The sequence below is a fragment of the Pseudomonas sp. MTM4 genome, from assembly GCF_019355055.1.
GTDB lineage: Bacteria > Pseudomonadota > Gammaproteobacteria > Pseudomonadales > Pseudomonadaceae > Stutzerimonas.
Window position 1 is genome coordinate 1,255,282 of record NZ_CP048411.1, and the last position, 20,920, is coordinate 1,276,201.

A 20,920-nucleotide genomic window follows, 5' to 3' on the forward strand; every position below is an offset into this window, starting at 1 on the left:
ACATTCATCTCGGAGATTGATGAATGGCCCACTACCCAAGTATCGATGCCGAACTGCTGCGCAGCTTCGTTGCCATTGCCGATCACGGCGGTTTCACGCGTGCGGCCGAAGCCGTCAATCGCACGCAATCAGCCATCAGTATGCAGATGAAGCGCCTGGAAGAAGACGTGCTGCAGCGGACCGTGTTCGAGCGCGACGGTCGTCAGGTTCGGCTCACGGCTGAGGGTCAGATACTGCTCGGTTATGCGCGGCGGATTCTCAAGCTGCACGGTGAAGTGCTGACTACTTTGCGCGAGCCACACATGGTTGGATCGGTGCGCATCGGCACGCCGGACGATTATGTGATGCGGTTTTTGCCCGGCATCCTTTCGCGCTTCGCCCAGGCCTATCCCCTGGTGCAGGTGGAGGTGCACTGCGAGCCGTCCTACCAGTTGCTCCAGCGCCGCGATCTGGACCTGACCATCGTCACCCGCGAGCCGGGCACGGAAATCGGCCAGTTGCTGCGTCGTGAGCGCTTCGTCTGGGCCGAAGCGCCGGGCTTCAATATCCACGAGCAACGGCCAATGCCGCTGGCGATGTTCAACACCAACTGTTTCTGCCGAGCCTGGGCATGCAACGCCCTGGACGGCCTCGATATCCCTTATCGAGTCGCCTATACCAGCCCGAGCCTGTCTGCGCTGATGGCGGTGGTCAACGCCGGACTGGCGGTGACCGCGCAGCTGCAAAGCCTGGTGTCGTCGGATATGCGCCAGCTGGGCGAGGCCGAGGGGATGCCGGAATTGCCGCTGAGCAGCATCGTGCTGCTACGCAGCGAGCACAACCAGTCTCAGGTGAGCGAAACCCTGGCCGAGCATATCGTCGAAGGGTTTCGTATCTAGGCCTTGGTGCGGTGAGCTGAAGCCCACCCTATTTGGCTGCGGCATCACCTGCAGGGTGGGCTTTAGCCCACCACGCCGGCTGTCTTTTGTCGGTCTGACCGTTGCGGCTTGGTGGGCTGAAGCCCACCCTACGGACTGAAGCCCACCCTACCCGGAGCGCCGCCCCGGCCCACCCTACGAGCGATCTGGTTTGACCTGAGCGCGCATGTCTGTTTTGGTGTAAAGCCCGACTGACGCCGCAGGACGCGATCCGCGCGGTGCGGATTGCATCGACAAGCAGCGCGCCAGAGCAGCGCACGCTGGTCCGGAAACCTGAACTTCGCAATCCGCGCGTTAGTCACACTCCCCAACGGCAAAACCGGTAAGGATCTTATGTGTGGCATAGCTGGAGAACTTCGTTTCGATAATCGACCCGCTGACCTGGCGGCGATTGAACGCATCACTCAACACCTCACCGCCCGCGGTCCCGATGCGAGCGGTTTCCATAGCGCCGGACCGATGGCCATGGGGCATCGGCGGCTGAAAATTATGGATCTCTGCGAGGCCTCTGGCCAGCCGATGATCGATTCCGCGCTGGGCCTTTCAATGGTCTTCAACGGCGCCATCTATAACTATCCCGAACTACGCGCCGAGCTCGAAGCGCTGGGTTATAGCTTCTTCTCTGGCGGCGATACCGAGGTGCTGCTCAAGGGCTTCCATGCCTGGGGCGAAGCCTTGCTGCCGCGCCTGAACGGCATGTTCGCCTTCGCCATCTGGCAGCGCGATCGGCAGGAGTTGTTCATCGCCCGTGATCGTCTGGGCATCAAGCCCCTGTACCTATCGAAAACCGGCGATCGACTGCGCTTCGCATCGAGCCTGCCGGCCCTGCTCAAGGGCGGCGACATCGCCGGCGTGCTGAACCCGGTGGCGCTCAACCACTACATGAGTTTTCACGCCGTGGTGCCGGCGCCGGACACGCTGATCGCCGGCATCGAAAAGCTGCCGCCTGGCACCTTCATGCGCGTCGATGCCAGCGGCAAGGCAAGCCAGCACCGCTGGTGGCAACTGGAGTTCGGCGCTCGTGAGGACGAGCAAAATTACACGTTCGAAGACTGGCAGGACCGTACGTTAGCGGCGCTCCGTGAATCCGTGGCGCTGCGCCAGCGGGCAGCGGTGGACGTCGGCGTGCTGCTGTCCGGCGGCGTCGACTCCAGCCTGCTGGTCGGACTGCTGCGCGAAGCCGGTGCGGCGGACAATCTGCTGACCTTCTCCATCGGTTTCGAAGATGCCGGCGGCGAGCGCGGCGACGAATTCAAGTATTCCGACCTGATCGCCGAGCATTACCAGACCCGCCACCATCAGTTGCGCATCCAGGAAAAGGAAATCCTCGAACAACTGCCCGCCGCCTTCCAGGCGATGAGCGAGCCGATGGTGAGTCACGACTGCATTGCTTTCTATTTGCTGTCGCGCGAAGTTTCCAAGCATTGCAAGGTGGTGCAGAGCGGCCAGGGTGCCGACGAGCTGTTTGCCGGCTATCACTGGTATCCGCAGGTCGATGGCGCCGAGGACCCCGTCGCGGCCTATCTCGCCGCCTTCCGCGACCGCAGTTACGAGGAATATGCCGACACTGTGCAGGCGCAATGGGCCAAGGGCGATTTCTCCGGCGACTTCGTACGCCAGCACTTCGCCCAACCGGGCGCCGACGCGGCCGTGGACAAGGCGCTGCGCATCGACAGCACCGTGATGCTGGTGGACGATCCGGTCAAACGCGTCGACAACATGACCATGGCTTGGGGCCTGGAGGCGCGGGTGCCCTTCCTCGACCACAACGTGGCGGAGCTGTCGGCGCGCATCCCAGCGAAGTACAAACTGCCCGACGGTGGCAAGTACGTTCTCAAGGAAGCCGCACGCAAGGTCATCCCCGCAGCCGTGATCGATCGACCCAAAGGTTATTTCCCAGTACCTGGGCTCAAGCACCTGCAGGGCGACACCCTGAACTGGGTGGGCGAATTACTGACGGACCCGAGCCAGGATCGCGGCCTATACAACCCGGCAATGATAGAGAAGCTGCTCAATGATCCGGAGGGGCAGCTCACACCGCTGCGCGGTTCGAAACTGTGGCAGTTGGCGGCAGTCAACCTATGGTTGAGCGAGCAAGGCCTATAAGCGATCGATCGTGACGACGCCCGGTACGTAGCTGAACTCGATGTTCCGTCTCCAACCCGCGGCGCCCTGAACAAGCCCCAAGGAAAACACCATGCAGAAGTCTCAAGCTTACGGACAGCGATTGTTGCGCGGCCAGACACCCACTTACGAGCGGCTGCAGGCACGGTTTGCCGAAGATGGCCAGGACGAACCCCAGGGGCCTGTCACGTTGCATTGCGGCTGGGGCCGCATTCTGGTTGGCCACACCTATTCCGATCCGGCCGATCTGGCCGCAGCCCTGCTGGATGAGCAGGCCGGTGAGCGCGATATCGCGCTCTATGTCGCCGCGCCCCACCAGGTGCTCGCCTATGCACCGCAGCAATTGTTTCTCGACCCATCCGATACCTTGCGCATCTGGTTCACCGATTACCGCCCGGCCCGCCGCAGCTTTCGCGGTTTCGGCATCCGCCGCGCGCAGAGCGACGCGGACTGGAAGGCGATCAACTGTCTGTATCAGTCGCGCGGCATGCTGCCGGTCAATCCCGAGCTGTGCACGCCACGCGAACAAGGCGGGCCGGTCTACTGGCTGGCCGAGGATGACGACTCCGGGCAGATCATCGGCAGTGTCATGGGCATCAATCATCACAAAGCCTTCAACGATCCGGAGAACGGGTCAAGTCTCTGGTGTCTCGCGGTGGCGCCGAGTTGCACGCGTCCCGGTGTCGGCGAGGCGCTGGTTCGCCATCTGATCGAGCAGTACATGGGGCGCGGTCTGGCCTATCTCGATCTGTCCGTGCTGCACGACAACAAACAGGCCAAGGCGCTCTACGCCAAGCTTGGCTTCCGCGATCTGCAGACCTTCACCGTCAAGCGTAAGAACACCATCAATCAATCCCTGTTTCTCGGCCCTGGCCCAGAAGCGGAGCTGAACCCCTACGCCCGAATCATCGTCGACGAGGCCCGGCGTCGCGGCATCGAGATCAGCATCGATGATGCCGAAGCCGGCCTATTCACCCTGACCCAGGGCGGTCGCAAGGTGCGCTGTCGCGAGTCGCTATCCGACCTGACCTCGGCCGTGAGCATGACGCTGTGCCAGGACAAGTGCCTGACCCATCGCACCCTGGCCCGAGCCGGCCTGAAGCTTCCCGCGCAGCAGCTGGCAGGCGACGAGGACAGCAACGCGGCGTTTCTCGCGGAACATGGCAGTGTGGTGGTCAAGCCGGTCGATGGCGAACAGGGCCACGGCGTATCGGTGGACCTGCGCCGCATCGAAGACGTCGAGGAAGCCATCGCCCGAGCACGCCAATTCGATCAGCGTGTGCTGCTCGAGAGCTACCACCAAGGAGACGACCTGCGCATCGTGGTGATCGGCTATGACGTGGTAGCCGCCGCTATCCGCCGTCCTGCTGAAGTCGCTGGTGACGGCAGCCATACCATTCGCGAGCTGATCGAAACCCAGAGCCGCCGACGCCAAGCTGCCACCGGTGGTGAAAGCCGCATCCCGATGGACGAAGAAACCCAGCGTTGCATCGAAGATGCCGGTTACGACTACGACAGCGTGCTGCCGCGAGGCCAGCATCTGGCAGTCCGGCGCACCGCTAATCTACATACCGGCGGCACCCTCGACGACGTCACCGATCAGTTGCATCCCGAATTGATCGACGCGGCCGTTCGCGCGTCACGAGCGCTGGATATTCCGGTGGTCGGACTTGATCTGCTGGTACCGGCGGTAGACCAGCCGGAGTATGTCTTCATCGAAGCCAACGAGCGCGTCGGCCTGGCCAATCATCATCCGCAGCCGACCGCTGAGCGCTTCATCGATCTGCTGTTTCCGCTCAGCCATAACACTCATTGACGGCAAGTCACGGCGCCCCGACTGGGGCGCCATGCCCGCCCGTGGTACATCCGCATTCATTCAACCGCATGGCGGCAGCCTCTGCCCCGCAAGGAATGACCATGACTGCAAATCTTCCCGACCCCGATCTCAATTACCTGCAGCGCGTGCTGCTGGAAACGCTGGCCATCCCCAGCCCCACCGGTTTCACCGACACCATCGTGCGCTACGTCGCCGAGCGTTTGCAGGAGCTGAAAATCCCATTCGAGCTGACCCGTCGCGGCACTATCCGCGCGACGCTCAAGGGTCGCCAGGACAGTCCGGACCGCGCCATCGCGGCGCACCTCGACACCATCGGCGCCAGCGTTCGCGAAATTCATGAAACGGGCCGGCTGGGTCTGTCACCGGTCGGCTGCTGGTCGAGCCGTTTTGCCGAAGGCAGCCGCGTCAGCGTGTTCACCGATGAAGGCGTGATCCGCGGCAGCGTTTTGCCGTTGCTCGCCTCCGGGCATGCCTTCAATACCGCAGTGGATGAGATGCCGATCAGTTGGGACCATGTCGAGCTGCGCCTGGACGCCGTGACCCGCAGCCGCGCCGATACCGTTGCGCTGGGCATTCGCGTCGGCGACGTGGTCGCGTTCGATCCGATGCCGGAGTTCACCGACAGCGGCTATATCAGCGCACGGCATCTGGATGACAAAGCTGGCGTTGCTGCTCTGCTGACGGCGTTGAAGGCGCTGGTCGAAAGCGGCCAGGAGTTGCCGATCGACTGCCATCCGCTGTTTACCATCACCGAAGAGACCGGCTCCGGCGCGGCAGGTGCGCTGCCGTGGGATGTCAGCGAATTCGTCGGGATCGACATCGCGCCGACGGCCAAGGGCCAGGAGTCCAGCGAGCATGCCGTCACGGTCGCAATGCAGGACTCTGGCGGGCCTTACGACTTCCATCTGTCCCGGCACCTGATCAGGTTGGCCGAAGGCCACGACATACCGGTGCGGCGCGATCTGTTCCGCTACTACCACAGCGACGCACAATCCGCAGTGGCTGCCGGACACGACATCCGCACCGCCCTGCTCGCCTTTGGCTGCGATGCGACCCATGGCTACGAGCGAACCCATATCGACAGCCTCGCCGCAATGAGCCGCCTGGTATGCAGTTACCTGCTCAGTCCGCCTGTATTCGCCAGCGATGCTCACAGCGGCCAAGGGACCCTGGAAAGCTTCAGTCATCAGCTCGAACACGAGACCCAGATGGAAAATGACACGCGAGTACCGCCAGTCGACTCGATTCTCGACAAGCGAACCGACGATTGACGTCCAGGTTTCATGATGTGCCGCCAAGTTGAGGCGTTTGCCAATTGCGATGAATCGGCGATAAGGGCAAAGTCGCAAGCCACTGATATTCATGGATCTGCAAACCAGCCGGACAATGCTGGTTTTGCCATATGCGTATAAACCGCGCACTGTTCGCGATTGGACTGCTTCGCTTGATCCGCTGCGACTTGCACCACTCCGGGTCCCTACATGCTGCCGCGTCTTTACCTGGCCATCTTCCTGTTCTGCCTGTCTGCCCAGGTCTGGGCTTCCGCCCCCGTCCCAGTGGACTCGGACGATTTCCGCCAACCGCTTGGCAACTGGACCTATTTCTTGCGCGATCCGGCCGCCGAGCTGGACGTCGCCGAAGTATTCGAGCTGGCGGACAATACCTTCGAACCGGTCACCGGCATTCACCCCAACAAGGGCAAGAACAGCGCCGTATGGTGGTTTCGAGTGGAGCTCGACAATCAGCTGAGCGAGCCCATCGGCGGCTTCTTCGAAATCAACTACCCGTTACTCGACCACATTGAACTGTATCTGCGGCATCCCGATGGCAGCATAAGCCGACAGCAATCCGGTGACAGTCACCCTTTCAGCGAGCGAGCGGTCAAGGTCAGCAATTTCTTGTTCCCGGTCGATCTGCAGCCCGGCACATCGACGCTGCTGCTGCGCGTGCAGAGCACCAGCACGCTGTATGTCCCCCTTTACTTCAGCAGCTATGCGGCGAACGCAGCCGCGGCCGAAGAGACAATGGGCCTCGCCGGAGCCTTCTACGGCGTGCTTTTCGCGATGTTCTGCTACAACCTCTTCCTGTTTCTGTCGCTTCGCGAGCCGGCCTATTTCTGGTATCTGGTCTACAACCTCAACGTCGGACTGTTCACGCTCAGCTTCGACGGCATGCTGGTCAAATGGCTGAGCGGTGATGGCGGCTTCGTCACCCAGGGCATCTATGCGCTGATGCTCAGCCACTGCCTGGTCTCGATCCAGTTCAGCCGTCACTTTCTGCATACCCGCGAGTACTTTCCCAGGCTCGATCTCACGCTACGTGTGGCGCTCGTGGCGTCACTTGGGGCGCTCCTGTCCGGGTTGGTGCTCGACATGCGAACCTGGAGCATCCTGTCCAGCGTCATGGTGATCGGCTCCTCAATCGGCCTGTTGCTGACCGGAGCGTTCGTCTGGCGCCGCGGTGTTCGCTATGGTCTCTATTACACCCTGGCCTGGGGCGTGTTACTGGCGACCTTCGCGATCGTCACCGCCGGGTCCCTGGGCTTCAACCTGTTCGGTTTGTACGGCTCCTCGGTGGTCAAGGTCGGCATAGCCTTCGAGCTGATCACGTTGTCCATCGGCCTGGCCGACCGGATCAATCTACTCAAGGAAGAAGGCTTCCGGTCACGCCAGGCCGCCGCGCGGGCCGAAAGCGAGAATCAAGCGAAAAGCCGTTTTCTAGCGAAGATGAGTCATGAAATCCGGACCCCACTCAACGGCGTGCTCGGCATGCTGCAACTGCTGCGCGGGACCTCGCTGGATCGTAAACAGCGCTTCTATCTCGACACCATCGCCAGTTCCAGTTCCTCGTTGATGTCAGTGATCAACGACATCCTGGACTATGCACGGATCGGCGCTGGCAAGCTGGTCCTCGAAGACATCGAATACGATCTCGAAGCGCTGATATCAGAAACCATCAGCCTGTTCACGGCCCAAGCACTGGACAAACAACTCCAGTTGCACGTTGGCCTCGCCGCCGGCGTGCCCAGGCGAGTACGAGGTGATCCGACCCGGCTCAAGCAGGTATTGATGAACCTGCTCAACAACGCATTGAAATTCACCGAGCGCGGCTGCGTCATGATCGAGGTGGAGGCTCAAGGCCCGGCCGATGCACGACGGCTGGTGTTTTCCGTGACCGATAGCGGCATCGGCATGCGCGCCGAGGAGCTCTCGCAACTGTTCGTCTCTTTCGCCCAGGCCGATTCGAGCACTACCCGGCGCTACGGCGGAAGCGGCCTGGGACTGGTAATCAGCAAGGAGCTGGTGGAAATGATGGGCGGCCAGATCGACGTGCAGAGCGCACCTGGCCAGGGCAGCCGCTTCAGCTTCGACATCGCACTGTGCGATGCCGGCGACAACCATGATCCGCTCACCGCCCTGCTCGAAGGCCGAACCGCGGTGATCGCGTCCCAGGACGCCCATGGGCTCGATGCCATGAGCAATTTGCTCGTGCGCTGGGGCATGCGTGTACTGCGCTGCGAAGAGCCACAACGGCTGTCCCACTACCTCGACGACCATGCCGTCGCACCGTTGGTGGTCGTGATAGCGCCATGGCCCGGCAAGCCGCGCGATTGGCTGGCGACACTGAGCAACCAGCTCGAGCCGAACCAGCGGGTCATGTTTCTGTACCCACCACAGAGTGAGTATCCGGTTCTGGCGCCAGCGCTCCGGCTGGTCAATCTGTCATTGCCGCTCCCGCTCGGCCCGCTACGCGAGGCGCTGCATCGGCTCTACCAGCCAACGAACCCTGCAATCGAGGCGGTCGCCCCCCACGTAAACGAGACGAAGTCGTGCTCGCGTGTCCTCATTGCCGAAGACAATCCGGTCAGCCAGATGGTGGTGTCAGGTCTACTGCGCAAACGCGGTTACGAAGTGCTGATCGTCGAGAACGGACGCCTCGCTGTAACGACCTACAGCGAGAACCCTTCCGCCATTCAATTGATCCTGATGGACTGCGAGATGCCGGAACTGGACGGCTTCGAGGCGAGCCGGCAGATCCGCCGCATCGAGGCTGAACAGGGCTTGGACGAAGTGCCGATCATCGCGCTTACCGCTCATGTCCTCGACGATCATCGCCAGCAAGGCCGCGATGCGGGGATGAACGGCTTCATTGGTAAGCCGCTGGAGAGTGAGCAGCTGTATGCTTGCCTGGATCGCTTTCTCAATGAGCCGATCACCGAACCCGACCATCCAACCTGATCCGACTCCATGCTCATTCCTTACGACCAACTCGAACCCGACACCCTGACCCGCCTCATCGAGGACTTCGTGACCCGCGATGGCACCGACAATGGCGACGAGACGCCGCTGCAGACCCGTGTCGAACGGGTACGCCGGGCGTTGAGCAAGGGTACGGCGGTGATCGTGTTCGATGCGGATCACCAACAGTGTCAGCTGGCGCTCAGAAGCGACGTGCCGAAGGAGTGGCTGGAGGACTGACGCTCAGCCCAGCACGCCGCCGTCACGCTCCCAGGCGCAACGCATCCGCAGATCGCGCTGATGAGGGCTGTGCGTGCCGCTTTCGGTTTCCCAGCGAAAAGTGTGCGTGCCGTTGAGTTCGGTTTCCAGATGGACCACCGCGCTGGTCCAGTAGAGCTCGCTGAGCAGCGCCTCGAAGTTGCGTACCCATAACGCCCACTCGTACTCGACCGCGCGATAGCTGGCGCCGAAGTGGATGACCTGGGTCTGATAGACGCCCTCCTCCGCGCAGCAGGAAAACATTTCCCGCCCGATGAAGGGCCAGCCCTCGCCTTGCGGCAGACTGTCCAGCGCACGGCGGTTAACAGCGCGACGCATCCGACACTGCTCGGTGTCTGCCGATGGCCAGTCGCGGATACTGCCGTAGACGATGGATTCCGGCTCCACAGGGACGCTCCAGACGAAAGCCCGACATGTTCAATCAATTACGCGCTGTGTTCCAGCACCCGGTATCACCACCTGGCGTAGGGGTGACACAGGCCACAGCTCGCGACGCCAATCGCCTCGTCAGGTGGCAGTCGCGGCAGCCAGATCGCGCCGTGGAGCCAGACGCAAGGCAAGGACGCACATCACGGCAGACATGCCCGCCAGCACCAGGAACGGCCAGCGGTAGTCGCCAGCGACGTCACGCCCCAGTCCGGTCAGCACGGGCGTGAAGCAGGCCAGACAATAACCGGTACAGAGCATCATGGCGGTCAATCGGCTCACCGCCAGCGGCGTGCTGGCCTCATACATCGGCAGTATCAGCGACATGGAAAAGGTGCCGTTCAACGCCACACCCAATAGCATGCAGACCACCAGCGGCTGGACCTGCGGAACCCAGGCGATGATCAACAGACAGATTGTCGCCAGCAAGCCACAGCCCGACATCAGCAGGTGCCGATTGCCGAAGCGCTGCGCCAGCCAGGGCATGGCGAACGAGCTGGGCAAGCCAATCAGCATGAAACCGCTGAAGAACGCGTTGCTCTGCAGCACGCTGAAACCGGCTTCGTGATAGCGCGCCACCAACCAGGTGGCCAGGGCGTAGAACAGCCCCGCCTGTAGCGCGAAAAAGATACTTACCAACCAGGCACGCGACTCGCTCCACGGCAATCCGGCCTGGCGCTCGACGGCCGCTTCCGGCTGGCTCGGTAACCGCCACCACAGCGCCAGCGCCAACACGGCCGGAATGGCCCAGAGCGACAGACCCAAAGTCCAGCGCTGGTCCAACAATTGCGTCGCAGGCGCCGTCAGCACAACGCCAATGGTGCCGCCCACGGCCATGCTCAGCGAATAGAAGGCCGCGGTTTTGCCCATGCGATCGAGAAAATGACGCTTGATGAACCCCGACAGCAGCGGCCCTGCAACCGCGATGCCGGCACCGACCATCGCCGCCGTGCCGATCAATACTGCGGCACTTTCGCCGAACAGACGCAGCACCAACGCCAAACCGATGACGCCCAGACACAGGGCAATGGTCCGCTCCAGCCCGAAACGCATGGCCAGACGCGGCGCGAGGGGAGCCAGCAGCCCCATCAAGAGAACCGGCAAAGCCGTGGTCAGGCTGATCAGACCGCGGCTGAGGTTCAGCTCTTCGGCGATGCGTTCGATCAAGGGAGCGAAGGATGTAATTCCGGGGCGAAGATTGATGGCGGCAAGCACCAGGGCCAGCATGAGAAGCCAGCGGGATGGGTTTTTCACAGTGAATCCATGGGTCGGACTGGGATCGGACCGGCAACCCTACTCTCGACCCCAGATCACAGCAAGCAAAACGGACCGGTTGGTCAGGTTCTGCTCTTGTTACGCTTCTTCTCCGCCAGCGCAGCCATCTCATCGTAGATGGCTTGCGGGTTCTGCTGCTTGATCTTCCAGGCCATACGCCCTTCGTCGTGCGGCAGAATCATGAACACGCCTTCTGCGACCTGCCGATACATATAGTCGGCGATATCCGCGGCGGTGATCGGCGATGCTTCGAGCAGCTTGCTGATCTGCGCCTTCATGTTCGGTGTCGGCCCCCGGTAGGAATCCATCAGATTGGTCTGAAAGAACGACGGACAGACCACATGGACGCCCACTTCCTGCTGCTTCAGTTCGACCAGCAGGCTTTCCGACAGCGCCACCACGCCGGCCTTGGCCACGTTGTAGTTACTCATGCCCGGCGCCTGCATCAGCGCGGCCATGGAGGCGATGTTGATGATCTTGCCGCGGCTCTTCTGCACCAGAGGCAGGAACGCCTTGCAGCCCTTGACCACGCCCATCAGGTTGATCGCGATCTGCCAGTCCCAATCCTCCAGCGACAACTCCTCGAAGAAGCCGCCGGACGCAACACCGGCGTTGTTGACCACCACGTCGATACCGCCGAGCTTGCTCTCGCAAGCCTGCGCCAGTGCGGTCAGCTGGCTGTAGTCGCGCACGTCGCAGCGTTGGGTAAAACCGTCGCCTCCCGCTTCGCGCACCATTTTCAAGGTCTCTGCCAGACCGGCCTCATTGACATCCGAGAGCGCCAGCTGCCAGCCCTCACGCGCCCAGCGCAGGGCGATTTCACGACCCAGGCCGGAACCGGCACCCGTGACCATCATGCGGTTTTGCATCGTTGTTGCCTTCTTGTTCGTTGAGTTGCAACGAGTCTAGCGAAAGCCGAGGCGCGCTCCGGCCTCTATCGAAATGCTGAATGACGGGCATGTTCCGAGTCCGATTGACGCCGCCGATATCCAGCCAGAGCACCTTTGCCCGTACCGAAACGACGAAGGGCAGCCCTTGGGCTGCCCTTCGTTCGATGCTCGATCAGTTGTCAGTGAGCGACTGCGCCACTGGAACCCAGACCGGTCTGCGACCGCACGAACTGCGAGAAGAAACGCTCGCGCTCGAGACCCGCCGCCTTGGACTTGTCGGTGACCGAGAAGAACCAGATCCCCACGAACGCGACGATCATCGAGAACAGCGCCGGGTACTTGTAGGGGAAGATGGCCTCGGCATAGCCGAATACATCGACCCATACGGTCGGGCTGATGATGGTCAGGATCAGCGCTGTCGCCAGGCCCAACGAACCACCGATCAGCGCTCCGCGAGTGCTCAGGCCCTTCCAGTACATGGAAAGGAACAACACCGGGAAGTTGCAGCTGGCTGCGATGGAAAACGCCAGGCCCACCATGAACGCAATGTTCTGCTTCTCGAAGATGATGCCGAGCAGGATCGCGACGACACCCAGGCTCAGCGTGGTGATCTTGGTGACGCGCATCTCGTCCTCTTCCTTGGCCTTGCCCTTCTTGATCACGCAAGCATAAAGGTCATGAGAAACCGCCGAGGCGCCCGCCAGGGTGAGACCGGCCACCACCGCGAGGATGGTCGCGAAGGCCACCGCGGAGATGAAGCCGAGGAACAGGTTGCCGCCAACGGCATTGGCCAGGTGGATAGCGACCATATTGGTGCCGCCGACGATGGCGCCCGCTGCGTCCTTGAATTCCGGGTTGGTGCTGACCAGCAGGATCGCGCCGAAGCCGATGATGAAGGTCAGGATGTAGAAGTAACCAATGAAGCCGGTGGCGTAGAACACGCTCTTGCGCGCTTCCTTGGCGTCAGCGACGGTGAAGAAGCGCATCAGGATGTGCGGCAGACCCGCCGTGCCGAACATCAATGCCAGACCCAGCGAGATCGCGGAGATCGGATCGGAAACCAAACCACCCGGGCTCATGATCGCAGCGCCCTTCTCATGGATGCTCACGGCCTCGGCGAACAGGCTGCCGAAGTCGAAGTTGACCGCCTTCATCACCATGATCGCCATGAAGCTGGCACCGGACAGCAGCAGCACCGCCTTGATGATCTGCACCCAGGTAGTCGCCAGCATGCCGCCGAACAGCACATACATGACCATCAGCACGCCTACCAGAACAACCGCGACGTAATAGTCGAGGCCGAACAACAGCTGGATTAGCTTGCCGGCGCCGACCATCTGCGCGATCAGGTAGAAGGCCACCACGATCAGCGAGCCGAATGCAGACAGGATGCGGATCTGGGTCTGGCCGAGACGGTAGGACGCCACATCGGAAAAGGTGAATTTGCCCAGGTTGCGCAGGCGTTCGGCCATCAGGAACAGGATGATCGGCCAGCCGACTAGAAAGCCGATGGAATAGATCAAACCATCGTAGCCACTGGTGTAAACCAGCGCAGATATGCCCAGAAAAGACGCCGCCGACATGAAGTCACCGGCAATCGCCAGACCGTTCTGAAAACCGGTGATGCTACCGCCGGCGGTGTAGTAATCGGAGGTGGATGTGTTGCGTTTGGCGGCCCACTTGGTGATACCCATGGTGAACGCGATGAACGCAACGAACATGGCAATCGCTGTGTAGTTGACGCCCTGCTTCTGCACTTCGCCGGTCAGGGCGTCGGCCATCAGTAAGGGCGAGGCGAGCAGCAGAGCGGCTGCCAGCAATGGACGCACAATCATTTTTGCTGAGCCTCGTTGAGGATTTCCTGGTTGATGCGATCGAATTCGCCATTGGCACGCTGGACATAAACGCCAGTGAGGATGAACGCCATGAAGATCACACCGACGCCCACCGGAATACCCCAGGTGGTGACAGTATCGGCGGCAAGCGGCACGCCGAGGATCGCTGGCTCGAAGGCGATCAGCAGGATGAAGGCGAGATATGCGCCCAGCATGACGGCCGATAGCAGCCAGGCGAAGCGGCCGCGCTTTGCGACCAGTTCCTGGAAACGCGGATTGGCATAAATCTGCCGGTAGATATTTTCGTTGTTCATTGACTGTCTCCACACGATCACCGCCACTGATGAGGCGGGGCGGCTACTTTAGAGCCCGACAGACCGAACACCACCAGACCATAGTCTGGTTTTTATTTTCTGAAACGGCCGGAATAGACGGCTTGCGGCAAGCCCTTCGATACGCATAGAGCCGATCTATGTGGCTTATCAAGCACGACGATTTTCAAAACCAGCGTGGCGAAGCGAGACTTCAATCAACGGAGAATCATTCTCGACTGCATTTGGAGATCTACCATGACCAAGACCGTAACCTTCACCCTGATGCACTTCTGTATTGCCTTCGCGGTGACCTATGCCTTGACCGGTAGTCTCGCCGCAGGCGGCCTGGTGGCAGCCATCGAACCCATCTGCAACTCGGTCGGCTTCTACTTCCACGAGAAAATCTGGCAGCGTCTGGAAAAGCGCCAGACGCCTCGTGAGCCGATCCCCGCTCACGCCTGGTTGCATCATCAGGCCTGACGGATGCACTAGCCACTCGCCCGAGCCGAGCCGAGCCGTTTGCATCGGCTCGCCTCTCCCATAAGCTCTCCATACGCAGCAACGAAGCCTGCAACCAGCCGGCTTGCTTGTGGTCAATGGCTAACGCGCCATGTCTTTCGCGGCGTCCCATTGTCGGGAGAGATGACGGCAGCATGCGCCTGCGGCTTAATCTGGCAACCTCGAAGACCGATCCCCCAATGCTGAAGTTTGCCGGCCATCCAAGCCCGCTAAGGAGAGCTCCCTACATGCGATTGCTGCTGTGCTTGATCGCGGTGCTTACGTTGGCCGTCGCGCCTGTCCAGGCCGCGGATATCAGCGTCGAGGCGTATGGCTACCCCTTGAGCAACCCCTTCGAAGCGACCATCGCCACGACCCCCGTGGCGCTGCGCGCCGAAGTGCCCAGCGATGACGACATCGATCAGGCTGACTATCGCCTGCGTCTGCGTCCCGAACGGGAATTCATCCTTCCGGAAAATTTCTGGGCAGTGACACGGCTGACCTACCGCTTGGCACGGCAACCTGGGCCTGCCCCACTGATGTTCATCATCTCGGGCACCGGCGCGAGCTACGCGGCGGCGAAAGCCGAGTCGCTGAAGCGACTGTTCTACGGGGCCGGCTATCACGTGGTGCAGCTGTCTTCGCCAACCAGCTTCGACTTCATCGCCGCCGCCTCACGTTACGCCACCCCGGGTTACAGCCCTGACGATGCCAAGGACATGTATCGAGTCATGCAGGCCGTCCGTGCGCAACAGCACGACCTGCCGGTCACCGAGTTCCATCTCACCGGCTACAGCCTCGGCGCGCTCAACGCGGCCTTTGTCAGCAAGCTCGATGAGACGCGGCAGAGCTTCAACTTCAAGCGGGTGCTGATGCTCAACCCGCCGGTCAATCTCTACACCTCGATCAACAATCTGGACAAGCTGGTGCAAACCCAGGTTGAAGCGATCGACAGCACCACCACGTTTTACCAAGTCATTCTGGAAAAGCTCGCCCGCTACTATCGGCAAAAAGGCGCGATTAACCTCGACGAGGCTTTGCTGTTCGACTTTCAGCAGTCATCCCTGCGGCTGACCGACGAGCAAATGGCGATGCTGGTCGGCTCGGCGTTCCGTTTCTCGGCTGCCGATATCGTCTTCACATCCGACCTGATCAACCGCCGAGGATTAATCGTCCCGCCCGGCTACCCGATCGACGAAGGCACCAGCCTCGAGCCCTTCTTCCGCCGCGCCCTGCTCTGCGACTTCGATTGCTACATGACCGAACAACTCATCCCCATGTGGCGGGCCCAGCAAGATGGCGGAAGCCTGACGCAACTGGTGCAACAGGTCAGCCTGTATGCGCTGGAAGATTATCTGCGCGACAGCCCGAAGATCGGCGTCATGCACAACGCTGACGACATAATTCTCGGTGCTGGCGATCTGGGCTTCCTGCGCCGGACGTTTGGCGAACGCATGACGCTGTATCCGCGCGGCGGCCATTGCGGCAATCTCGATTACCGGGTCAATGCTCAAGACATGCTGGAGTTCTTCCGTGGCTAGATGTCATTTGTTTGCATTGCTGTTCTTGGCCAGCGGCATCGCCCATGCACAGACGCCGATCCCCGATGAGGATGGCTTCACCCATCCGCTGCGTAACCTGAAATTCAATCCTGGCCTGGATCAACGCGAGTTCGAGCGCGCCACCTTCGACGCGCTGGATATTCACGATCCCTGGGAATCGCTGAACCGGCGCATGTATTACTTCAATTACCGTCTGGATCAGTGGGTGATGCTTCCGGCGGTGCGAGGCTACCGCTATGTCACGCCTCGGATCGTGCGCACCGGCGTGAGCAACTTTTTCAGTAACCTCGGCGAGATCCCAACGCTGTTCAACAGCGTGGCGCAGCTCAAGGGCCAGCGAGCGATGAGCACCACAGCACGATTGCTGTTCAACACCATCATTGGTGTCGGCGGCATTTGGGACCCTGCTACCCGCATGGGCCTGCCGCGCTACAACGAGGACTTCGGCCAGACGCTAGGCTTTTATGGCGTCCCGCATGGGCCGTATCTGATCCTGCCCGCGCTCGGCCCATCCAACCTGCGCGATACCGCTGGACAGGTAGTGGACTTCGGCGTCGAGCGGCAAGTCGATTACTTCGACTATGGCGAAGCCAGCGGTGGTGAATTCGGCATTACCGCGCTTCGACTGATCGACATCCGCCACACCACCAGCCTGCGCTATGGGCAACTCAACTCGCCGTTCGAATATGAAAAGGTCCGCTACGTTTACACCCGAGCGCGGGAATTGCAGATAGGCGAGTGATCGAAGCGTTAGATAAGAATCGTGGAAACTTCGCATCAATCAATCGCGTGGGGCACGGTAGCCTTCATCCAAACCTCTTTGGAGATATGCCATGCCCATGCGCGAGATTCTTGAAATCAGCACCGGTCGCGCCACCTCCGATGGCGCCGGTGTCAGTCTGACCCGTTTGTTCGGCGGTGACGTAGCGGAGCGATTCGATCCATTCCTGATGCTCGACGAGTTCGGCTCCGACAACCCTGACGAGTACATCGCCGGCTTCCCGCCACACCCGCACCGCGGCTTCGAGACCGTGACCTATATGATCGAGGGCCGCATGCGCCACGAAGACCATCTCGGCAATGTCGGGCTGCTCGAAAACGGCGGTGTGCAATGGATGACGGCGGCACGCGGCGTGATCCACAGCGAGATGCCGCAACAGGAACAAGGCGTCATGCGCGGCTTCCAGCTGTGGCTTAACCTGCCCGCCAAAAGCAAGATGGGCGATCCGGGTTATCGGGACTTCGCGCCAGCAGAAGTCCCGCGCGTCACCTTGCCCAGCGGCGTCGAAGCGGTGGTCATCGCCGGACGGTTCCAAGCCGACGGGGTGGATCAGCCAGGCGCCGTGCAACGACCGGATACTGAACCGCAGCTGTTCGATCTGCACCTGCCCGCCGGCAGCCAACTCAACCCGCAGCTGCTCGATGGACACCGGCTGATCCTGTACGTATATGAAGGCGAGATCGAGATTGCCGGAAAGCGCCTCGGCAAGAATCAGCTGGCCAGGCTTTCCGATCAGGGCGAACTGCAGCTGAACTCCGGCACCGGCGCGCGAGTGCTGCTATTGGCCGGCCAGCCGATTGGCGAACCGATCGTCCAGTACGGCCCGTTCGTGATGAACAGTCGCGAGGAAATCGAGCAGGCCCTGCGCGACTTCCGCGACGGCGTACTTACGGAGTGATCGGTTTCTTCGGCAACTTTCTATAGAGGCTTGGCTCACCCTCTGGACGCGTCTTGAAGCGGCGGTGGGCCCACAGATATTGCTCGGGATGCTGCCGCACCACGTGCTCCACCCACTCGTTGATGCGCCGGCAATCGGCCTCCTCGCTTTCACCCGGGAAATCAAGCAGCGGTGGGTGAATGGCCAATCTGTAGCCAGAGCCATCGGCGAGCCGCGTCTGCGTATACGGCACGACGCGTGCCTTGCCCAGGCGGGCGAACTTGGTGGTGGCGGTCACGGTTGCGGCATTGATACCAAACCAAGGGACGAAAAGACTCTGCTTGCGCCCATAATCCTGGTCCGGCGCGTACCAGATCGCTCGACCGGCGCGCAGCACCTTGAGCATCGCGCGTACGTCCTCACGCTCGATGGCGCTAGCGTCGAGATTGTGCCGCTCCCGCCCGCGTCGCTGGACGAAATCGAACACCGCATTCTTGTGCTCGCGATACATGCCATCGATGGTGTGACGCTGACTCAGCAAGGCCGCACCGATTTCCAGCGTAGTGAAATGCAGCGCCATCAGAATCACGCCCTGCCCCTCGGCCTGGGCCTGTTGCAGGTGCTCGAGACCCTCGACATGCGCCAGCTTATGCAGCCGGTCCTTGGACCACCACCAGCTCATGGCCATTTCGAAGAAGGCGATACCGGTCGAGGCGAAGTTCTCGCGTAGCAGTCGCTCGCGCTGCTTGTCGTTCAGCTCGGGGAAACATAACTGCAGGTTGCGCCGAGCGATTTGTCGCCTGGAGCGGGCAACCCGATACATCAGTGCACCGAGGCCGCGCCCAAGAAGCAGCAGAACGCGGTAAGGCAGCTGCACCACCAACCACAGCAAAGCCAGTCCCAGCCACAGCAGCCAGAAACGCGGATGAAGAAAGGATGCGCGAAAACGAGGACGATCCATCGGCAAGCCCGAACCGGTAAAAGCGCGCATTCTAAGCCCTTGCGGCAAAAATTGCCGGAGCGGGGCTTGGCCACAGCGGGTTGGCCGCTCTGCTTGCCGTTGATTTTTCTTGCCGCTGGCCGCTTGTGGCTTGCAGCTCAACGCCTCCCCCGCTATAAGTCCTCGCCATTTACCGCAGCAGGCAGACCATGAGCCAAGCCGACCTTTCCGACCAAGCCCCAGTGTTCCAGCTCAAGGGCAGCATGCTTGCCATAACCGTGCTGGAGTTGACGCAGAACGACCTGGAGCGCCTCGATCAACAGCTGGCCGTGAAGGTCGAGCAAGCGCCGGATTTCTTCAACAACACCCCGCTGGTCCTCGCGCTGGACAAGCTGCCCGCCGATTGCAATCTCGACCTTCCGGCACTCATCGCGCTGTGCCGCAAGCACGGCCTGCGCACCCTGGCGCTGCGTGCCGGCGATCCCCAAGTCATCGAGGCGGCCGCGGCGCTCGACCTTCCCGTACTGCCACCGTCCGGTGCCAAGGAACGCAAGCTGGACCTCGCCAGCAAGGCATCGGCAGCACCGACCAAACCCGCCGAACCGATCTATCGCCCCACCCGCGTGGTCACCACGCCTATCCGCGGCGGCCAGCAGGTCTATGCGCAGGGTGGCGACTTGATCGTACTGGCCGCCGTCAGCCCGGGCGCGGAACTTCTCGCCGATGGAAACATCCATGTGTACGGTCCATTGCGTGGGCGTGCCTTGGCAGGTATCAAGGGAGATACCGACGCACGCATTTTCTGTCAGCAGCTCGCCGCCGAAATGGTCTCCATCGCGGGGCATTACAAGGTTGCCGAAGACCTGCGGCGCGACCCGTTATGGACCGAAGCCGTACAGATGAAGCTATCCGGCGACATGTTGAACATCACCCGCCTTTAACGGATACTGCCGCGAATTTTCAAGCACCAAAACGGGCGTACCGCGAGCCGAATTGGCTACGGTCCCGACTTCATATTTAGGGTGAATCACCTTGGCCAAGATCCTCGTAGTCACTTCCGGCAAGGGTGGCGTCGGTAAAACCACATCCAGCGCCGCCATCGGTACCGGTCTCGCCTTGCGCGGCCACAAGACCGTCATCGTCGACTTCGACGTTGGCCTGCGTAATCTGGACCTGATCATGGGCTGCGAGCGCCGCGTGGTGTATGACTTCGTCAACGTCATTCAAGGCGACGCCACCCTCACCCAGGCCCTGATCAAGGACAAGCGCCTCGAGAACCTCTACGTGCTCGCCGCCAGCCAGACCCGTGACAAGGACGCCCTGACGCTCGAAGGCGTTGGCAAGGTGATCGATGAGCTGGCCAAGACTTTCGAATTCGTCATTTGCGACTCCCCGGCAGGCATCGAGAAAGGTGCTCACCTGGCAATGTATTACGCCGACGAGGCCATCGTCGTAACCAACCCGGAAGTCTCCTCGGTTCGTGACTCTGATCGCATGCTGGGCCTGCTTGCCAGCAAGTCCCGTCGCGCCGAAAACGGCGAGGAATCGATCAAGGAGCATCTGCTGCTGACCCGCTACAACCCCGAGCGTGTGGTCAAGGGCGAAATGCTTGGTGTCGAAGACGTCGAGGAAATTCTCTCGATCCGCCTACTGGGTGTCATTCCGGAATCCCAGGCGGTACTCAAGGCTTCCAACCAGGGCGTACCGGTCATCCTCGATGACCAGAGCGATGCGGGCCAGGCGTACAGCGACGCAGTGGATCGTTTGCTGGGTAAAGAAGTGAACCATCGCTTCCTAGACGTTAAAAAGCAGGGCTTCCTGCAACGATTGTTCGGAGGTCGCGAATGAACCTTCTCGACTTCTTTCGTGAGCGCAAGAAGAAGGAAACGCCAGCCAACATCGCGAAGGAACGCCTGCAGATCATCGTTGCGCACGAGCGCGGCCAGCGTACGCAACCGGACTATCTGCCCGCTCTACAGAAAGAGCTGGTCGAGGTGATTCGCAAGTATGTGAACATCGAAAGCGATCAGGTGCAGGTCGCACTGGAAGATCAGGGCAGCTGTTCGATCCTTGAATTGAACATTACCCTGCCGGATCGTTAAAAATCTGCCTGGATCTGCTGCGCGT

Annotated in this window: 19 protein-coding genes; 13 read left to right on the forward strand and 6 right to left on the reverse strand. The window is 61.2% G+C overall.

Going from position 1 to position 20,920, the window contains the following annotated elements; translation table 11 throughout:
• The first annotated feature begins 23 nt into the window (after window positions 1–23).
• The 6 genes from GYM54_RS05640 (at window position 24) to GYM54_RS05665 (ending at window position 9,356) form a co-directional block, all read left to right on the forward strand.
• Window positions 24–878 carry a LysR substrate-binding domain-containing protein gene (locus GYM54_RS05640; protein ID WP_181101293.1) on the forward strand — a complete coding sequence of 285 codons (855 nt, stop codon included), beginning with the start codon at window positions 24–26 and terminating at the stop codon, window positions 876–878.
• Between the two features lie 372 nt (window positions 879–1,250).
• Entirely contained in the window at window positions 1,251–3,023 is a 1,773-nt protein-coding gene (locus tag GYM54_RS05645; RefSeq protein ID WP_181101291.1) for an N-acetylglutaminylglutamine amidotransferase, read from the forward strand.
• Window positions 3,024–3,114: 91 nt separating this feature from the next.
• A complete protein-coding gene (ngg, locus tag GYM54_RS05650) occupies window positions 3,115–4,857 on the forward strand; it encodes an N-acetylglutaminylglutamine synthetase (protein WP_131650389.1) in 1,743 nt (580 codons plus the stop codon).
• 101 nt (window positions 4,858–4,958) lie between these two features.
• Window positions 4,959–6,149 carry an osmoprotectant NAGGN system M42 family peptidase gene (locus GYM54_RS05655; RefSeq protein WP_181101288.1) on the forward strand — a complete coding sequence of 397 codons (1,191 nt, stop codon included), beginning with the start codon at window positions 4,959–4,961 and terminating at the stop codon, window positions 6,147–6,149.
• 210 nt (window positions 6,150–6,359) lie between these two features.
• Entirely contained in the window at window positions 6,360–9,116 is a 2,757-nt protein-coding gene (locus GYM54_RS05660; protein ID WP_197445712.1) for a hybrid sensor histidine kinase/response regulator, read from the forward strand.
• Window positions 9,117–9,125: 9 nt separating this feature from the next.
• Window positions 9,126–9,356, forward strand: coding sequence for a YheU family protein (locus tag GYM54_RS05665; RefSeq protein ID WP_131650387.1), 231 nt, complete (start codon window positions 9,126–9,128; stop codon window positions 9,354–9,356).
• A gap of 3 nt (window positions 9,357–9,359) precedes the next feature.
• Here the strand turns inward: GYM54_RS05665 and GYM54_RS05670 are convergent, their stop codons facing one another.
• The 5 genes from GYM54_RS05670 to GYM54_RS05690 form a co-directional block, all read right to left on the reverse strand.
• On the reverse strand, window positions 9,360–9,782 hold the full coding sequence (locus tag GYM54_RS05670; protein ID WP_131650386.1) for a hypothetical protein: 423 nt from the start codon (window positions 9,780–9,782) through the stop codon (window positions 9,360–9,362).
• A gap of 120 nt (window positions 9,783–9,902) precedes the next feature.
• Window positions 9,903–11,048 carry a CynX/NimT family MFS transporter gene (locus GYM54_RS05675; RefSeq protein ID WP_197445758.1) on the reverse strand — a complete coding sequence of 382 codons (1,146 nt, stop codon included), beginning with the start codon at window positions 11,046–11,048 and terminating at the stop codon, window positions 9,903–9,905.
• 110 nt (window positions 11,049–11,158) lie between these two features.
• A complete protein-coding gene (locus tag GYM54_RS05680) occupies window positions 11,159–11,965 on the reverse strand; it encodes an SDR family oxidoreductase (RefSeq protein WP_197445711.1) in 807 nt (268 codons plus the stop codon).
• A gap of 200 nt (window positions 11,966–12,165) precedes the next feature.
• Window positions 12,166–13,821 carry a cation acetate symporter gene (locus GYM54_RS05685; RefSeq protein ID WP_197445710.1) on the reverse strand — a complete coding sequence of 552 codons (1,656 nt, stop codon included), beginning with the start codon at window positions 13,819–13,821 and terminating at the stop codon, window positions 12,166–12,168.
• Window positions 13,818–14,135 carry a DUF485 domain-containing protein gene (locus GYM54_RS05690; RefSeq protein ID WP_131650383.1) on the reverse strand — a complete coding sequence of 106 codons (318 nt, stop codon included), beginning with the start codon at window positions 14,133–14,135 and terminating at the stop codon, window positions 13,818–13,820. Before GYM54_RS05690 ends, GYM54_RS05685 begins: the two co-directional genes overlap by 4 nt.
• A 255-nt stretch (window positions 14,136–14,390) precedes the next feature.
• Between GYM54_RS05690 and GYM54_RS05695 the strand changes: the two genes are divergently transcribed.
• From GYM54_RS05695 to GYM54_RS05710, 4 genes are all read left to right on the forward strand, one after another.
• A complete protein-coding gene (locus GYM54_RS05695) occupies window positions 14,391–14,615 on the forward strand; it encodes a DUF2061 domain-containing protein (RefSeq protein ID WP_181101278.1) in 225 nt (74 codons plus the stop codon).
• Window positions 14,616–14,881: 266 nt separating this feature from the next.
• The gene (locus GYM54_RS05700; RefSeq protein WP_131650381.1) at window positions 14,882–16,174 is read left to right on the forward strand and encodes a serine/threonine protein kinase; all 1,293 of its coding nucleotides are present in this window, start codon (window positions 14,882–14,884) and stop codon (window positions 16,172–16,174) included.
• Complete coding sequence (locus tag GYM54_RS05705; RefSeq protein WP_181101276.1) at window positions 16,140–16,937, forward strand: VacJ family lipoprotein; 798 nt, start codon at window positions 16,140–16,142, stop codon at window positions 16,935–16,937. The genes GYM54_RS05700 and GYM54_RS05705 overlap by 35 nt, the downstream gene beginning before the upstream one ends.
• Window positions 16,938–17,028: 91 nt before the next feature.
• Complete coding sequence (locus GYM54_RS05710) at window positions 17,029–17,874, forward strand: pirin family protein (RefSeq protein ID WP_181101273.1); 846 nt, start codon at window positions 17,029–17,031, stop codon at window positions 17,872–17,874.
• On the opposite strand, the gene GYM54_RS05715 is transcribed toward GYM54_RS05710, so the two are convergent.
• Window positions 17,864–18,814: a lipid A biosynthesis lauroyl acyltransferase gene (locus tag GYM54_RS05715; protein ID WP_181101505.1), complete on the reverse strand. Its 951-nt coding sequence runs from the start codon at window positions 18,812–18,814 to the stop codon at window positions 17,864–17,866. The genes GYM54_RS05710 and GYM54_RS05715 overlap by 11 nt on opposite strands.
• 188 nt (window positions 18,815–19,002) lie before the next feature.
• Here GYM54_RS05715 and minC point away from each other — a divergent pair, with 188 nt between their 5' ends.
• The 3 genes from minC to minE all read left to right on the forward strand — a co-directional run bounded on the left by minC (window position 19,003) and on the right by minE (window position 20,895).
• Complete coding sequence (minC, locus tag GYM54_RS05720) at window positions 19,003–19,734, forward strand: septum site-determining protein MinC (protein WP_181101271.1); 732 nt, start codon at window positions 19,003–19,005, stop codon at window positions 19,732–19,734.
• Window positions 19,735–19,825: 91 nt separating this feature from the next.
• Window positions 19,826–20,641 carry a septum site-determining protein MinD gene (gene minD, locus GYM54_RS05725; protein ID WP_131650377.1) on the forward strand — a complete coding sequence of 272 codons (816 nt, stop codon included), beginning with the start codon at window positions 19,826–19,828 and terminating at the stop codon, window positions 20,639–20,641.
• Window positions 20,638–20,895, forward strand: coding sequence for a cell division topological specificity factor MinE (minE, locus tag GYM54_RS05730; protein ID WP_131650376.1), 258 nt, complete (start codon window positions 20,638–20,640; stop codon window positions 20,893–20,895). The genes minD and minE overlap by 4 nt, the downstream gene beginning before the upstream one ends.
• The last annotated feature ends 25 nt before the right edge of the window (window positions 20,896–20,920 follow it).

Excerpts from the sequence above, each read along its gene's own strand:
- GYM54_RS05640 (WP_181101293.1), top strand. The coding sequence starts at position 24 with ATGGCCCACTACCCAAGTATCGATGCCGAACTGCTGCGCAGCTTCGTT.
- GYM54_RS05645 (WP_181101291.1), top strand. The coding sequence starts at position 1,251 with ATGTGTGGCATAGCTGGAGAACTTCGTTTCGATAATCGACCCGCTGAC.
- ngg (WP_131650389.1), top strand. The coding sequence starts at position 3,115 with ATGCAGAAGTCTCAAGCTTACGGACAGCGATTGTTGCGCGGCCAGACA.
- GYM54_RS05655 (WP_181101288.1), top strand. The coding sequence starts at position 4,959 with ATGACTGCAAATCTTCCCGACCCCGATCTCAATTACCTGCAGCGCGTG.
- GYM54_RS05660 (WP_197445712.1), top strand. The coding sequence starts at position 6,360 with ATGCTGCCGCGTCTTTACCTGGCCATCTTCCTGTTCTGCCTGTCTGCC.
- GYM54_RS05665 (WP_131650387.1), top strand. The coding sequence starts at position 9,126 with ATGCTCATTCCTTACGACCAACTCGAACCCGACACCCTGACCCGCCTC.
- GYM54_RS05675 (WP_197445758.1), bottom strand. The coding sequence starts at position 11,048 with ATGCTGGCCCTGGTGCTTGCCGCCATCAATCTTCGCCCCGGAATTACA.
- GYM54_RS05680 (WP_197445711.1), bottom strand. The coding sequence starts at position 11,965 with ATGCAAAACCGCATGATGGTCACGGGTGCCGGTTCCGGCCTGGGTCGT.
- GYM54_RS05685 (WP_197445710.1), bottom strand. The coding sequence starts at position 13,821 with ATGATTGTGCGTCCATTGCTGGCAGCCGCTCTGCTGCTCGCCTCGCCC.
- GYM54_RS05690 (WP_131650383.1), bottom strand. The coding sequence starts at position 14,135 with ATGAACAACGAAAATATCTACCGGCAGATTTATGCCAATCCGCGTTTC.
- GYM54_RS05695 (WP_181101278.1), top strand. The coding sequence starts at position 14,391 with ATGACCAAGACCGTAACCTTCACCCTGATGCACTTCTGTATTGCCTTC.
- GYM54_RS05700 (WP_131650381.1), top strand. The coding sequence starts at position 14,882 with ATGCGATTGCTGCTGTGCTTGATCGCGGTGCTTACGTTGGCCGTCGCG.
- GYM54_RS05705 (WP_181101276.1), top strand. The coding sequence starts at position 16,140 with ATGCTCAAGACATGCTGGAGTTCTTCCGTGGCTAGATGTCATTTGTTT.
- GYM54_RS05710 (WP_181101273.1), top strand. The coding sequence starts at position 17,029 with ATGCCCATGCGCGAGATTCTTGAAATCAGCACCGGTCGCGCCACCTCC.
- GYM54_RS05715 (WP_181101505.1), bottom strand. The coding sequence starts at position 18,814 with ATGGATCGTCCTCGTTTTCGCGCATCCTTTCTTCATCCGCGTTTCTGG.
- minC (WP_181101271.1), top strand. The coding sequence starts at position 19,003 with ATGAGCCAAGCCGACCTTTCCGACCAAGCCCCAGTGTTCCAGCTCAAG.
- minE (WP_131650376.1), top strand. The coding sequence starts at position 20,638 with ATGAACCTTCTCGACTTCTTTCGTGAGCGCAAGAAGAAGGAAACGCCA.